Below are 14,752 nucleotides of genomic sequence, written 5' to 3'. Positions count from 1 at the left end.
AAAAATAAGGAGTGCTTCATGACCATCAGCGTACTGCCCTCGGATGACGGACAGGAACTGACCATTCAGATTCAGGGGCGCTTCGACTTTTCTGCGCACCAGGAGTTTCGCGACGCCTACGAGCGGGTGAACTTGACGCCCAAGCGCTATGTGGTCGATCTCAAGGGCGCCACCTATCTGGACAGCTCGGCGCTGGGCATGCTCCTGCTGCTGCGCGACCACGCTGGTGGCGACCATGCGCGCATCAACCTGATCAACTGCAACCCGGATGTGCGCAAGATCCTCTCCATTTCCAACTTCGAACAGTTGTTCCAGATCGGCTGAGCCCCCATGCCGACGCGCTTGTCCATCCTGATCGCCGAGGACAACGCCGCGGACCGCATGCTGCTGTCCACCATCGTCAACCGTCAGGGCCACCGTGTGCTGACCGCCAGCAACGGCCTGGAGGCGGTCATGCTGTTCGAGCAGGAGCGCCCGCAGCTGGTGCTGATGGATGCGCTGATGCCGGTGATGGACGGCTTCGAGGCGGCGCGGCGGATCAAGGCCTGCGCCGGCGAGGCGCTGGTGCCGATCATCTTCCTCACCTCGCTGACCGAGAGCGATGCGCTGGTGCGCTGCCTGGAGGCGGGCGACGACTTTCTCGCCAAGCCCTACAACCGGACCATTCTCGAAGCCAAGATCCGCGCCATGGACCGCCTGCGCCGCCTGCAGGACACTGTCATGCAGCAGCGCGACCTGATCGCCAAGCACAATGAGCACCTGCTCACCGAACAGCGGGTGGCCAAGGCGGTGTTCGACAAGGTGGCGCACTCCGGCTGCCTCAACGCGCCGAATATCCGCTACCTGCAATCGCCCTTCGCCCTGTTCAACGGCGACCTGCTGCTGGCCGCGTTCAAGCCCTCGGGCGGCATGCATATCCTGCTCGGCGACTTCACCGGCCACGGCCTGCCGGCGGCCATCGGTGCCATGCCGCTGGCCGAGGTGTTCTACGGCATGACGGCCAAGGGCTTTTCCCTGGCGGAAATCCTCCGCGAGATGAACGCCAAGCTCAAACGCATCCTGCCGGTGGGAGTGTTCTGCTGCGCCACGGTGCTCAACCTCAGCTTCCAGCGGCGGGTGGTGGAGGTGTGGACCGGCGGCTTGCCCGATGGCTACCTGCTGGATGCCACTACCGGCACGCGCACCGCCCTGGTTTCCCGGCACTTGCCGCTCGGCGTGCTGGAGCCGGCCAGCTTCGACGACCGCTATGAAGTGCACCCGCTGGGCCTCGGCGACCGGCTGTTCCTGTTCTCCGACGGGGTGCTGGAAACCTGCGACAGCGCCGGGCAGATGTTCGGCGAGCAGCGCCTGCAGGCGATCTTCGACGGCCATTGCCCGCCGGCGCAGCTGTTCGACGAGATCCAGCAGGCGCTGGCGGCGTTCCGCGGGGCGGCGCAGGACGACGTCAGCATGATCGAGGTCGGCCTGGTCGAGGAGGGGCTGCTCAGCCGTCCGCCGCTGGCCTTCTCCGACAGCGGCCTGAACAGCCCGCTGGACTGGTCGGCCAGCTTCGAATTCCGCGCGCCAACCCTCAAGCGCTTCAATCCGCTGCCCTTCCTGCTGCAGCTGCTGCTCGAGGTGCAGGGCCTGCGGGCCCAGGGCGGGGCCTTGTATACGGTGCTCGCCGAGCTCTACTCCAATGCCCTGGAGCATGGCGTGCTGGGCCTGGATTCGGCGCTCAAGTGCGACGCCGAGGGTTTTGCCCGCTACTACCGGGAGCGCAGCGCGCGCCTGGCCGGGCTTGCCGAGGGCTATGTGCGCTTTCACCTGGAGTTGCAGCCATTGGCCGAGGGCGGGGTGCTGCGGGTGCGCATCGAGGACAGTGGCAGTGGCTTCGATGTCAGCGGCGCCCTGGGTTCGCCGCAGCGGCTCGACCGCCTCAGCGGGCGCGGCCTCAGCCTGGTCCGCCAGCTGGCCCGGGATTGCCAGTGGTCGGCGGACGGGCGCAGCGTAAGCGTGGAGTTCTGCTGGCCCGCTCAGGCATAATCGGGACTCTTGATCAAGGAGTGAACAGGTGTCTGATCTCCACCTCGATAGCAATGTGCTGCTAACGCTACAGGACGTCATGGAGGACGAATACCCGGTGCTGCTGGATACCTTCCTGGCCGACTCGACCGAGCGTCTGCGCGGTTTGCAGCAGGCCCAGCAGGCCGCCGATGCCCAGGCGCTGCGCCTGGCCGCGCACAGCTTCAAGGGCAGTTGCAGCAACATGGGCGCGGCCCAGCTGGCCGGCCTGTGCAAGCTGCTCGAGGAAGCGGCGCGGCGCGAGCAGCTGGACGAAGCTCCGGCCCTGATCGAGCAGATCGAGCGCGAGTTCGCCATCGTGCGCATCCTGTTTCGCGCCGAGCGCCAGCGCTACCGCTAGCAGGCTGTCCCGTCGCCTCATACACCTTCTCGTGAACCTGGCCCGGTGCTTGCTATGTCTCCGTACGACCCAACCAGAACGGAGAGTACCCATGTCCGTTGCACCGGATTTCCTGCTGCAGAGCGCCCCCGAAGTCAGGCCCAAGGCGGCCGTGGCCAAAACCCCGAATGCTGCGCCGGAGCCCGCCAAGAACGAGGCTTCCAGCTTTGCCGAGGTGTACGCCAAGGAGCGCCAGAGCAAGACCGCGGAGCGCAAGGAGGCCGCTGCCAAGGCCGGCCAGGAACGCAGCGACAGCGGCAAGCCGGAGGAACCGGTGGTTGCCGAGGCGGCAGGCGAAGCGTCGGCGGTTGCCGATAGCGGCAAGGCCTTGCCGGACGACGAGCTGGCCGAGGGCGAGGAGGGCGCCGTCGATCCCCTGCTGCTGATGGCCCTGAGTGGCCAGCTGCCGGTCGAGGAGGCGAGCGAGACGACGCTGGCGACCGGCACCGGCGCCGAGACGGCGGACGAAGCGCTGCCGGCGCCCCCGCTGCCGACGACACTGGTCGGCAGTGCCGCCCCGGCGCAGCTGAGCGAGGCCAGCCATGATCCGGAGCTGGACATGCTCAACAGCCTGCCCGGTGTGCGCCTGGCCCTGGAGATCGGCGCGCAGAACCAGGCCGCCGCCCAGCAGCCACTGAGCCCGGGGGCGCTGGCGGCGCAGCAGGCGGCCAAGCCCGAGGAAGGCTTCGCCAATGCCCTGGCCGCCCTGGCCGGAGATGCCGTGCCCGCCGAGGAGGGCGGCGACGAGGCCTTCGACAACGCCGAGCTGCTGGCCGAAGGGCTGGAGAACAGCCTGCCCGGCGTCCGCGAAGGCCAGGTCGATGCCCGCGCCGATGCAGTTGCCAGCAAGCTCAGCGCCCTGAGCCAGGCCATCGCCCAGCAGACCAGCGTGGCCCAGCGCCTGCCGCTGGTGCCCGGGCAGCCGGTGCCGATGCAGCAGGGCGCCTGGAGCGAGGCGGTGGTCGACCGGGTCATGTGGCTGTCCAGCCAGAACCTCAAGTCGGCCGAGATCCAGCTCGACCCGGCGGAGCTGGGGCGCCTCGAGGTGCGCATCGAGCTGAACAAGGACCAGGCCGCCCAGGTCACCTTCGTCAGTGCCAACGCCAACGTGCGTGATCAGCTGGAAGGCCAGCTGCAGCGCCTGCGCGACATGTTCAGCCAGCAGGGCATGGGCCAGCTGGATGTCAACGTGTCCGACCAGTCGCTGGCCCGCGGCTGGCAGGGTGGTGGCGATGACGGGCGGCGCCAGGCCGGCTCGGGTGGCGGGCGCGGCCAGGACGGCGAGGGCGAGTCGCTCGCCGGCGTCAGCGAGCTGCGCGGGGCGGCCGGTGCTGCGCCGCGTGGCCTGGTGGACTACTACGCCTGAGCCGTGGCGGCTTGATTCACGCCAATCAACTGCGCCCGGTGCCAAGAAAAGCACCGGGCGCAGTCGTTTTCGGGTGACAGCGGGTCTGCGCCTTGGTATATCGGCACGCTGCGTCGCGGGTGCCTGAGCCGCCACTTTGTTTGCAAGGTGGCATAACACTTGCTCTAAGCCTTGGACCGCAGACAAAACCCAGATCAGCGACGGATTTTTGGCATGGCAAAGAAACAAGCGCCGCAACCTCCAACCGATGGCGACAAGCCCGCCGGCAAGAGCAAGCTCAAGCTCATCATCCTGATCGTGGTGGCGCTGCTGCTGGCCGTCAGCCTGTCCGTCGGCGCCACGCTGTTCTTCCTCGGCAAGCAGGATGACGGCAAGCCTGAGGCCGATGCGGAACAGGCGGCCGAGACCACGCCCGTCAAGAAGTCGGCCATCTACGAACAGATTGCCCCGGCCTTCATCGTCAATTTCAACTACCAGGGCCGCCAGCGCTACATGCAGGTCAGTGTGGCCCTGATGGCCCGCGACCAGGCCGAGCTGGACGCCCTGAAAGTGCATATGCCGGTGCTGCGCAACCGCCTGGTGATGCTGTTTTCCGGCCAGGACTACGCCGCGCTGATCACCCCGGTGGGCAAGGAAATGCTGCGCCAGCAGGCGACCACCACGGTGCAGGAGCTGGCGCAGAAGGAGACCGGCAAGATGGTGGTCGAACAGGTGCTGTTCACCAATCTCGTGTTGCAGTAGGCAGGAGTCAGCCATGGCCGTACAAGACCTGCTGTCACAGGACGAAATCGACGCGCTGTTGCACGGCGTCGACGATGGTCTGGTCGACACCGAGGACGACGCCGAACCCGGCAGCGTCAAGAGCTACGACCTGACCAGCCAGGATCGCATCGTCCGCGGACGCATGCCGACCCTGGAGATGATCAACGAACGTTTCGCCCGCTACACCCGCATCAGCATGTTCAACCTGCTGCGGCGCTCGGCCGATGTGGCGGTGGGCGGGGTGCAGGTGATGAAGTTCGGCGAGTACGTGCATTCGCTGTACGTGCCGACCAGCCTCAACCTGGTGAAGATGAAGCCGCTGCGTGGCACCGGCCTGTTCATCCTGGACGCCAAGCTGGTGTTCAAGCTGGTCGACAACTTCTTCGGCGGCGACGGCCGCCACGCCAAGATCGAAGGGCGCGAGTTCACCCCGACCGAGCTGCGCGTGGTGCGCATGGTGCTGGACCAAGCCTTCGTCGACCTCAAGGAAGCCTGGCACGCGGTGCTGGACGTCAACTTCGAGTACATCAACTCGGAAGTGAACCCGGCGCTGGCCAATATCGTCAGCCCCAGCGAAGTCATCGTCGTGTCGACTTTCCATATCGAGCTGGATGGCGGTGGCGGCGACCTGCACATCACCATGCCCTACTCGATGATCGAGCCGATCCGGGAAATGCTCGATGCCGGCTTCCAGTCCGATGTCGACGACCAGGACGAGCGCTGGATCAAGGCCCTGCGCGAGGACATCCTCGACGTCAACGTGCCCCTGGGCGCCACCGTGGCCCACCGCCAGCTCAAGCTGCGCGACATCCTGCACATGCAGCCGGGCGACGTGATCCCGGTGGAGCTGCCGGAAAACATCATCATGCGCGCCAATGGCGTGCCGGCCTTCAAGGTCAAGCTGGGCGCGCACAAGGGCAACCTGGCCATGCAGGTCATCGAACCGATCGAGCGCTTGCGTTAAGCGAGTGCCAGGGCCCGCCACGCGCGGGCTCATCCACACAACAGCCCGCCGAGGAATAGCGATGGCAGACGAACAAGGTACCTCCCCCGAGGAGCAGGCACTGGCCGATGAGTGGGCCGCGGCGCTCGCCGAGGCCGGCGATGACACCAACCAGGACGATATCGATGCGCTGATGGCGCAGGGTGGCGGCATGGCGCAACCGGCGGCACCGCGGGTGGCGATGGAAGAGTTCGGCAGCGGGCCCAAGCTCAGCAACGGCCCGGTCAGCCTGGACGGGCCGAACCTGGACGTGATCCTGGATATCCCGGTGTCGATTTCCATGGAGGTCGGCAGCACCGATATCTCCATCCGCAACCTGCTGCAGCTCAACCAGGGCTCGGTGGTCGAGCTCGACCGCCTGGCCGGCGAGCCGCTCGACGTGCTGGTCAACGGCACGCTGATCGCCCATGGCGAGGTGGTGGTGGTCAACGAGAAGTTCGGCATCCGCCTGACCGACGTGATCAGCCCCAGCGAACGCATCAAGAAGCTGCGCTGAGACGACCATGCGCAGATTCTTCAGCCTCTTGCTGGCCCTGCCGCTGAGCGCGCAGGCCGACACCGCCGCGGCGCCCGCGGCGACTCCGCTGGCCGGTTCCGGCATCGGCGGCCAGCTGGTGCAACTGCTGCTCGGCCTGCTGCTGGTGGTCGGCCTGATCTTCGCCCTGGCCTGGGTCATGCGTCGGGTGCAGCAGTTCGGCCCGCGCGGCGGCCAGGTGATCAAGCTGGTGGCCAGCCAGGCGCTGGGCCCGCGCGACCGGCTGCTGCTGGTGCAGGTGGGCGGCGAGCAGATCCTCCTGGGCATCAGCGCCGGGCGCATCAGCCCGCTGCATGTGCTCAAGGAACCGGTCGCCCTGGGCGAGGCCGAGCCGGCCACCCCGGAGTTCGCCCAGCGCCTGATGGAACTGCTCGGCAAGGACAATAAGGACAAGACATGAGCGCCTGGCGCATTCTGCTGACCCTGCTGCTGGCGCTGGCCGCGCCGCTGGCGTTCGGCGCCGATGACCCCTTGTCGCTCAAGGCGATCACCCTGAGCACCAACGCCGAAGGGCAGCAGGAGTATTCGGTCAGCCTGCAGATCCTGCTGATCATGACGGCGCTGAGCTTCATCCCGGCGTTCGTCATGTTGATGACCAGCTTCACCCGGATCATCATCGTGTTCTCCATCCTGCGTCAGGCCCTGGGCCTGCAGCAGACGCCGTCGAACCAGATCCTCGTCGGCCTGGCGCTGTTCCTGACCCTGTTCATCATGGCGCCGGTGTTCGAGCAGATTAATCGCGAGGCCCTGCAGCCCTACCTCAACGAGCAGCTGCCGGCCCAGGAGGCGATTACCAAGGCCGAGGTGCCGATCAAGGCCTTCATGCTGGCGCAGACTCGCGCCTCCGACCTGGAGCTGTTCGTGCGCCTGTCCAAGCGCACCGACATCGCCAGCCCGGAGCAGGCGCCGCTGACCATCCTGATCCCGGCGTTCGTCACCTCCGAGCTGAAGACCGCGTTCCAGATCGGTTTCATGATCTTCATCCCGTTCCTGATCATCGACATGGTGGTGGCCAGCATCCTCATGGCCATGGGCATGATGATGCTCTCGCCGCTGATCATTTCCCTGCCGTTCAAGATCATGCTGTTCGTCCTGATCGACGGCTGGGCGTTGATCATGGGCACCCTGGCCGGCAGCTTCGGCACCATATAGAGGGCGCGCAGATGACTCCGGAAATAGCCGTCGACCTGTTCCGCGAAGCGCTCTGGCTGACCGCCATGATCGTTGGCCTGATGGTCCTGCCCAGCCTGCTGGTGGGCCTGCTGGTGGCCATGTTCCAGGCCGCCACGCAGATCAACGAACAGACCCTGAGCTTCGTCCCGCGCCTGCTGGTGATGCTGCTCACCCTGATCTGGGCCGGTCCCTGGCTGGTGCGCCAGCTGATGGAGTACACCCAGAACCTGATCCAGAACATCCCGTTGTTGATCGGCTGATGCTCGAACTGACCAATGCGCAGATCGGCGGCTGGGTCGGCCAGTTCCTGCTGCCGTTGTTTCGCATCGCCTCGCTGCTGATGGTCATGCCGGTGATCGGTACCCAGCTGGTGCCGACCCGGGTGCGCCTGTACCTGGCGCTGGCGATCTGCCTGGTGCTGGCGCCGAACCTGCCGCCGATGCCGCAGGTCGATTCGGTCAGCCTGCAGTCCATGCTGCTGATCGGCGAGCAGGTGCTGATCGGGGTGATGTTCGGCTTCGTCCTGCAGCTGTATTTCCAGCTGTTCTCGGTCGCCGGGCAGATCATCGCGATCCAGATGGGCCTGGGCTTCGCCTCCATGGTCGACCCCGCCAACGGCGTGTCGGTGCCGGTGCTCGGCCAGTTCCTGCTGATGCTGGTGACCTTGCTGTTCCTGGCGATGAACGGCCACCTGGTGGTGTTCGAGGTGCTGGCCGAGAGTTTCGTGACCCTGCCGGTGGGGCAGGGCCTGCTGGTCGATTACTACTGGGAGCTGGCCGGCAAACTCGGCTGGGTGCTGGCCGCCGGCCTGCTGCTGGCGCTGCCGGTGGTGATCGCCCTGCTGGTGGTCAACCTGGCCTTCGGCGTGATGACCCGCGCGGCGCCGCAGCTGAACATCTTCTCCATCGGCTTCCCGCTGACCCTGGTGCTGGGCCTGTTCATCTTCTGGCTGGGCATCGCCGATTTCCTCGCCCATTTCCAGGCGCTGACCAGCGACGCCCTGCAACTGCTGCGCGAACTGGCGCAGGCGCGCTAAGGAGGTACCGTGGCGGAAAGTGAAAGCGGTGCCGACAAGAGCGAGGAACCCACCAGCAAGCGCCTGGAAGAGGCGCGCAAGAAAGGCCAGATCGCCCGCTCGCGCGAGCTCAATACCCTCGCGGTGACCCTCGCCGGCGCCATTGCCCTGCTGATGTATGGCGCGCAGATGGGCGATGGCCTGCTGCGCATCATGCGCAACAACTTCGCCTTGCCGCGCGAGGTGCTGCTGGACGACGGCTCGATGGCCCTGTACCTGCTGGCGGCCGGCAAGGATGCGCTGGTGCTGATCCAGCCGTTTCTCATCGTGCTGTTGATCGCCTCCATCGTCGGTCCGATCGCCCTGGGCGGCTGGCTGTTTTCCGCCGAGGCGCTGCAACCCAAGGCCAGCCGGATGAACCCCTGGGAAGGGCTCAAGCGCATGTTCTCGACCAAGGCCCTGATCGAGCTGCTCAAGGCCCTGGCCAAGTTCATCGTCATCCTGCTGGTCGGCCTCGCCGTGCTCTCGGCCGATCAGAACGACCTGCTGGCCCTGGCCTACGAGCCGATCGATTCGGCCATCCTGCACGGCGCCCAGATCGTCGGCTGGAGCGCTCTGTGGCTGGCCAGCGGGCTGATCCTGATTGCCGCGGTGGACGTGCCGTTCCAGCTGTGGGACGCCAAGCAGAAGCTGATGATGACCAAGCAGGAAGTGCGCGACGAGTACAAGGACAGCGAGGGCAAGCCCGAGGTCAAGTCGAAGATCCGCCAGTTGCAGCGCGAGATGGCCGAGCGGCGCATGATGCAGGCGGTGCCGGAGGCCGACGTGGTGATCACCAACCCGACCCACTTCGCCGTGGCCCTCAAGTACGACCCGGCCAAGGGCAATGCGCCGGTGCTGCTGGCCAAGGGCGGCGACTTCCTGGCGCTGAAGATTCGCGAGATCGCCCAGGAGCACAAGGTCACCCTGCTGGAGTCGCCGGCCCTGGCGCGGGCGGTGTACTTCTCCACCGAAATCGACCACGAGATCCCCGCCGGCCTGTACCTGGCTGTGGCCCAGGTGCTGGCCTACGTCTACCAGCTCAAGCAGTTCCGCGCCGGCAAGGGCAAGCGCCCCGGGCCGCTGCCGGACCTGCCGATCCCGCCGGACCTGCGTCGCGACGAATAGCGGCAGCGGCAAGCCGCAGGCGAAAAACCGAGCGCGAAGCACGTGTCGCGGCCGTTCTGGAACGCTTCTTGCGATACCCCGGCCAGGACGCGCTTTGCGTCAAAAGATTGAATGGGTGGGGAACACACGTGGCACTGGATCGCGCACAAATCATCGGTGACGTACGCACTAATCTCTCGGGATTGCGCCATGGCAGCCTGGGCATCCCGTTGCTGCTGCTGGTCATGCTCGCCATGGTCATGCTGCCGATTCCGGCGTTCCTGCTCGACGTGCTGTTCACCTTCAGCATCGCCCTGTCCATCGTGGTTCTGCTGGTGGCGATCTACGCCTTGCGCCCGCTGGATTTCGCCGTGTTCCCGACCATCCTGCTGGCGGCGACGCTGCTGCGCCTGGCGCTGAACGTGGCGTCCACCCGCGTGGTGCTGCTGCATGGCCAGGACGGCCACGACGCCGCCGGTAAGGTGATCCAGGCCTTCGGCGAGGTGGTGATCGGCGGCAACTACGTGGTCGGTATCGTGGTGTTCGCCATCCTCATGATCATCAACTTCGTGGTGGTCACCAAGGGTGCCGGGCGGATTTCCGAAGTCAGCGCGCGCTTCACCCTGGACGCCATGCCCGGCAAGCAGATGGCCATCGACGCCGACCTCAACTCCGGCCTGATCGACCAGCCGGAAGCCAAGCGGCGGCGGGTCGAAGTGGCCCAGGAAGCCGACTTCTACGGCTCGATGGACGGTGCCAGCAAGTTCGTCCGTGGCGACGCGGTGGCCGGCCTGCTGATTCTGTTCATCAACCTGATCGGCGGCATCGCCATCGGCATGCTGCAGCACGACCTGCCCTTCGCCGAGGCCGGGCGCATCTACACCCTGCTGACCATCGGTGACGGCCTGGTGGCGCAGATTCCGTCGCTGCTGCTGTCCACTGCCGCGGCGATCATGGTGACCCGGGTGTCGACTTCGGAAGACATGGGCGCCCAGGTCACCCGGCAGATGTTCGCCTCGCCACGCGCGCTGGCCGTGGCCGCGGCGATCATGATCGCCATGGGCCTGGTGCCGGGCATGCCGCATTTCTCCTTCATCAGCCTGGGCCTGGTGGCTGCCGGCGCGGCGTACTGGATCGCCAACAAGCAGCGCAAGGTCAAGGACGAGGAGGTCAAGGAAGTCCAGCGCCAGCAGGAGCTGCTGCCGGCGCAGAGGGCCCAGGAGGTCAAGGAACTGGGCTGGGACGACGTGACCCCGGTGGACATGGTCGGCCTGGAGGTCGGCTACCGCCTGATTCCGCTGGTCGACCGGGCCCAGGGCGGGCAGTTGCTGGCGCGGATCAAGGGGGTGCGCAAGAAGCTCTCTCAGGAAATGGGCTTCCTCATGCCCTCGGTGCATATCCGCGACAACCTCGATCTGCTGCCCAACGCCTACCGCCTGACCCTGATGGGCGTCAGCGTGGCCGAGGCCGAGGTCTATCCCGAGCGCGAGCTGGCGATCAACCCGGGGCAGGTGTTCGGCCCGCTCAACGGCATCGCCGCCAAGGATCCGGCGTTCGGCCTGGAGGCGGTGTGGATCGATCCGACCCAGCGTGACCAGGCACAGTCGCTCGGCTACACGGTGGTCGACGCCAGCACCGTGGTTGCCACCCACCTCAACCAGGTGCTGCACAAGCACGCCCACGAGCTGCTCGGCCACGAGGAAGTGCAACAGCTCATGCAGCTGCTGGCCAAGAGCTCGCCGAAGCTGGCCGAGGAGCTGGTGCCGGGGCTGGTGTCGCTGTCGACCCTGCTCAAGGTGCTGCAGTCGCTGCTGCAGGAACAGGTGCCGGTACGCGACATCCGCACCATCGCCGAAGCCATCGCCAACGTGGCGCCAAAGAGTCAAGATCCCGCCGCGATGGTCGCCGCAGTTCGCGTCGCGCTGGCCCGTGCAATCGTGCAAAGCGTTGTGGGACTAGAGCCGGAGCTGCCTGTGATCACTCTGGAGCCCAGGTTGGAACAGATTTTGCTGAATAGCCTGCAGAAGGCCGGTCAGGGCTCCGAGGACGGCATCCTCCTCGAACCCGGAATGGCTGAAAAGCTGCAACGCTCCCTGGTGGATGCGGCGCAGCGCCAGGAAATGCTCGGCAAACCGGTGATCCTGCTGGTGGCCGGCCCGGTTCGGGCGATGCTCTCGCGCTTTGCGCGACTCGCCGTACCGAGCATGCATGTACTGGCCTACCAGGAAATACCGGATAACAAGCAGGTCACCATCGTTGCGACGGTGGGCCAGAACTGAGGGTTCTAAGCCATGCAAGTCAAACGCTTCTTCGCCGCCGATATGCGTACCGCCATGAAACTGGTGCGTGACGAACTGGGCGCCGACGCCGCCATCATCGGCAATCGCCGGGTGGCCGGCGGGGTCGAGCTGACTGCCGCGCTGGACTATCAGCTGCCCGCCGAGCCGGCGCGCCAGCCCAACCCGGCGCTGGAAGCCGAACTGCGCAAGACCCAGGCGAAGATCGCCAATGCCCAGGCCGACCTGGCCAGCCGCGCCGTGGCCGACGAGCGCAAGGACCGCCAGCTGTTCGCCAACGAGTCGCTGATCGCCCCCGAGCTGCCGGCCACTGCCGTCAAGGCTCAGCGCCCGGCACCGGCGCCAGTGGCGGCGGCTCCGCAGCGGACCGGCGCCGACCAGGGTGCCATCGATGCCATGCGCTTCGAACTCAATGGCCTGCGCGAGCTGATCGAAGTGCAGCTGGGCTCGATTGCCTGGGGCCAGATGCAGACCCGCAAGCCGGAACAGGCCAACCTGTGGCGCCGCCTGCAGCGCATGGGCCTGTCCGCCGAGATTTCCAAGGCGCTGCTGGAGCGCGTCGGCAAGGTCGCCGAGCCGCGCCAAGCCTGGCGCATGCTGCTGGCGCACCTGGCCCACGCGATTCGCACGCCGAAGGTCGAGCCGCTGGAGGAGGGCGGGGTGATCGCTCTGGTCGGCCCGGCCGGCATGGGCAAGACCACCACCCTGGCCAAGCTGGCCGCGCGCTACGTGCTCAAGTACGGCCCGCAGAGCATCGCCCTGGTGAGCATGGACAGCTTCCGCATCGGTGCCCAGGAGCAGCTGAAGACCCTCGGGCGCATCCTCGATGTGTCGGTGACCCAGGTCGACCCCGGCCAGTCGCTGGTCCAGGCCCTGGCGCCGCTGGCGCGCAAGCGCGTGGTGCTGATCGACACCGCCGGCCTGCCGGGCAACGACCCGGCCCTGCGCATGCAGCTGGAAAGTCTCGCCGGGCGCGGCGTGAATGCCAAGAATTACCTGGTGCTGGCCGCCACCAGCCAGAGCCAGGTGCTCAAGGCGGCGTACCACAGCTACAAGCGCTGCGGTCTGGCGGGTTGCATCCTGAGCAAGCTGGATGAAGCCACCAGCCTCGGCGAGGTTTTAGGGCTGGCTATCAGCCAGCATCTACCGGTAGCCTATCTGACTGATGGGCCTAAGATTCCGGACGATCTGCAACTGCCGCGCAGCCACCAACTGGTGAGCCGGGCGGTCAGCCTGCAAAGCGCGGAAGATCCGAGCGAGGAAGCCATGGCGGACGTATTCGCCGGCCTGTACCAGAATCCGGCGCGCCGGGCGGGTTAGGGCGAGCGGTGCTGAGCAAGGCGTTCTAGTGTTGAGGAGCGGTCGGTGGAGTTGCCCGACCGGCCCAGTCCAGGCAAGACAAGGTGTGTAGAGAACATGGGTAGTATGCATCCCGTACAGGTGATCGCCGTAACCGGCGGCAAGGGTGGCGTCGGCAAGACCAACGTGTCGGTGAATCTGTCGCTGGCCCTGGCCGACCTCGGCCGTCGGGTCATGCTGATGGACGCCGACCTGGGCCTGGCCAATGTCGACGTGCTGCTCGGCCTGACCGCCAAACGCACCCTGGCCGATGTGATATCCGGCGAGTGTGACCTCAAGGACGTGCTGATCCAGGGGCCGGGCGGCATCCGCATCGTGCCGGCCGCCTCCGGCACGCAGAGCATGGTGCAGCTGACCCCCATGCAGCACGCCGGGCTGATCCAGGCGTTCAGCGATATCAGCGAGAACCTCGATGTGCTGGTGATCGACACCGCCGCGGGGATCGGCGATGGCGTGGTCAGCTTCGTCCGCGCCGCCCAGGAAGTCATCGTGGTGGTCTGCGACGAGCCGACCTCGATCACCGACGCCTACGCCCTGATCAAGCTGCTCAATCGCGACTACGGCATGAGCCGTTTCCGCGTGCTGGCCAACATGGCCCACAGCCCCCAGGAAGGCCGCAACCTGTTTGCTAAGCTGACCAAGGTCACCGACCGCTTCCTCGATGTGGCCCTGCAGTATGTGGGCGCCGTACCGTACGACGAGTCGGTGCGCAAAGCCGTGCAGAAGCAGCGCGCGGTCTATGAAGCTTTCCCGCGCTCGAAGTGCGCACTGGCGTTCAAGGCGATCGCCCAGAAAGTCGACACCTGGCCGTTGCCGGCCAACCCGCGCGGCCATCTGGAGTTTTTCGTCGAGCGTCTGGTGCAGCAGCCGGTCGCGGGTTCCGCGGTATGACAGCAGCCAGTGGACTCCGTATGTACAGCAAGGCCCAGGCGCAGGATTCCCAGCACCAATTGATCGAACGCTATGCGCCTCTGGTCAAGCGCATTGCCTACCACCTGCTGGCGCGTCTGCCGGCCAGCGTGCAGGTGGATGACCTGATCCAGGCCGGCATGATCGGCCTGCTCGAAGCCTCGAAGAAATATGACGGCGGCAAGGGCGCCAGTTTCGAAACCTATGCCGGCATTCGCATCCGTGGCGCCATGCTCGACGAGGTGCGCAAGGGCGATTGGGCGCCGCGTTCGGTGCACCGCAATACCCGCATGGTCAGCGACGCGATCCGAAAGATTGAGGCGAGAACCGGCAGAGACGCTAAAGATCAAGAGGTTGCGGCCGAACTCCAATTGAGTCTCGAGGATTACTACGGCATCCTTGGCGACACTTTGGGCAGCCGTCTGTTCAGTTTCGACGACCTGGTGCAGGACGGCGAACATGGCGGCATGCAGGAAGACACCGGGAGCACCCAGACCGAACCCTTGCATGAGCTGGAAGATGAACGCTTCCAGGCGGCGCTGGCCGATGCCATCGCCAACCTGCCGGAGCGCGAGCGTCTGGTTATAGCGCTGTATTACGACGAAGAACTGAATCTCAAGGAAATCGGTGAGGTCCTGGGAGTCAGCGAGTCCCGTGTCAGCCAGCTGCACAGCCAGTGCGCCGCGCGTTTGCGCGCACGTCTGGGCGAGTGGCGGGCGAGCTGAAGGGCAACCGGTTTCACGA

Annotated in this window: 16 protein-coding genes; all 16 read left to right on the top strand. The window is 66.1% G+C overall.

Features of this window, described 5'->3' with window-relative positions; translation table 11 throughout:
- The first annotated feature begins 18 nt into the window (after window positions 1-18).
- Window positions 19-324, top strand: coding sequence for an STAS domain-containing protein (locus F3I16_RS12305; protein WP_160493888.1), 306 nt, complete (start codon window positions 19-21; stop codon window positions 322-324).
- A gap of 6 nt (window positions 325-330) precedes the next feature.
- Window positions 331-2,025 (top strand): fused response regulator/phosphatase, encoded by a 1,695-nt coding sequence (locus F3I16_RS12300; RefSeq protein WP_160493887.1) that lies wholly within the window; start codon window positions 331-333, stop codon window positions 2,023-2,025.
- 28 nt (window positions 2,026-2,053) lie between these two features.
- A complete protein-coding gene (locus F3I16_RS12295; protein WP_160493886.1) occupies window positions 2,054-2,404 on the top strand; it encodes an Hpt domain-containing protein in 351 nt (116 codons plus the stop codon).
- A gap of 91 nt (window positions 2,405-2,495) precedes the next feature.
- Window positions 2,496-3,809 (top strand): flagellar hook-length control protein FliK, encoded by a 1,314-nt coding sequence (locus F3I16_RS12290; protein WP_160493885.1) that lies wholly within the window; start codon window positions 2,496-2,498, stop codon window positions 3,807-3,809.
- A gap of 213 nt (window positions 3,810-4,022) precedes the next feature.
- The gene (gene fliL, locus F3I16_RS12285; protein ID WP_160489648.1) at window positions 4,023-4,550 is read left to right on the top strand and encodes a flagellar basal body-associated protein FliL; all 528 of its coding nucleotides are present in this window, start codon (window positions 4,023-4,025) and stop codon (window positions 4,548-4,550) included.
- Between the two features lie 13 nt (window positions 4,551-4,563).
- Window positions 4,564-5,535 carry a flagellar motor switch protein FliM gene (gene fliM, locus F3I16_RS12280; protein ID WP_160493884.1) on the top strand — a complete coding sequence of 324 codons (972 nt, stop codon included), beginning with the start codon at window positions 4,564-4,566 and terminating at the stop codon, window positions 5,533-5,535.
- A 61-nt stretch (window positions 5,536-5,596) separates the two neighbouring features.
- Window positions 5,597-6,070 carry a flagellar motor switch protein FliN gene (fliN, locus tag F3I16_RS12275; protein ID WP_160493883.1) on the top strand — a complete coding sequence of 158 codons (474 nt, stop codon included), beginning with the start codon at window positions 5,597-5,599 and terminating at the stop codon, window positions 6,068-6,070.
- A 7-nt stretch (window positions 6,071-6,077) separates the two neighbouring features.
- Window positions 6,078-6,509, top strand: coding sequence for a flagellar biosynthetic protein FliO (gene fliO / locus F3I16_RS12270; protein ID WP_160493882.1), 432 nt, complete (start codon window positions 6,078-6,080; stop codon window positions 6,507-6,509).
- Window positions 6,506-7,261, top strand: coding sequence for a flagellar type III secretion system pore protein FliP (fliP, locus tag F3I16_RS12265; RefSeq protein WP_160493881.1), 756 nt, complete (start codon window positions 6,506-6,508; stop codon window positions 7,259-7,261). The genes fliO and fliP overlap by 4 nt, the downstream gene beginning before the upstream one ends.
- 11 nt (window positions 7,262-7,272) lie before the next feature.
- On the top strand, window positions 7,273-7,542 hold the full coding sequence (fliQ, locus tag F3I16_RS12260; RefSeq protein ID WP_160079357.1) for a flagellar biosynthesis protein FliQ: 270 nt from the start codon (window positions 7,273-7,275) through the stop codon (window positions 7,540-7,542).
- A complete protein-coding gene (gene fliR / locus F3I16_RS12255) occupies window positions 7,542-8,318 on the top strand; it encodes a flagellar biosynthetic protein FliR (protein WP_160493880.1) in 777 nt (258 codons plus the stop codon). The genes fliQ and fliR overlap by 1 nt, the downstream gene beginning before the upstream one ends.
- Before the next feature lie 9 nt (window positions 8,319-8,327).
- On the top strand, window positions 8,328-9,464 hold the full coding sequence (gene flhB / locus F3I16_RS12250; protein ID WP_160493879.1) for a flagellar biosynthesis protein FlhB: 1,137 nt from the start codon (window positions 8,328-8,330) through the stop codon (window positions 9,462-9,464).
- 134 nt (window positions 9,465-9,598) lie between these two features.
- Entirely contained in the window at window positions 9,599-11,722 is a 2,124-nt protein-coding gene (gene flhA / locus F3I16_RS12245; protein ID WP_160494035.1) for a flagellar biosynthesis protein FlhA, read from the top strand.
- 12 nt (window positions 11,723-11,734) lie between these two features.
- On the top strand, window positions 11,735-13,060 hold the full coding sequence (flhF, locus tag F3I16_RS12240; protein ID WP_160493878.1) for a flagellar biosynthesis protein FlhF: 1,326 nt from the start codon (window positions 11,735-11,737) through the stop codon (window positions 13,058-13,060).
- Window positions 13,061-13,156: 96 nt separating this feature from the next.
- A complete protein-coding gene (gene fleN / locus F3I16_RS12235) occupies window positions 13,157-13,990 on the top strand; it encodes a flagellar synthesis regulator FleN (protein WP_178091815.1) in 834 nt (277 codons plus the stop codon).
- Window positions 13,987-14,733: an RNA polymerase sigma factor FliA gene (gene fliA, locus F3I16_RS12230; RefSeq protein WP_160493877.1), complete on the top strand. Its 747-nt coding sequence runs from the start codon at window positions 13,987-13,989 to the stop codon at window positions 14,731-14,733. Before fleN ends, fliA begins: the two co-directional genes overlap by 4 nt.
- Window positions 14,734-14,752: the final 19 nt, after the last annotated feature.

It is taken from the genome of Pseudomonas sp. L-22-4S-12 (assembly GCF_009799935.1).
Classification (GTDB): Bacteria; Pseudomonadota; Gammaproteobacteria; order Pseudomonadales; family Pseudomonadaceae; genus Aquipseudomonas.
This window is presented reverse-complemented; position numbering and strand designations above follow the sequence as displayed.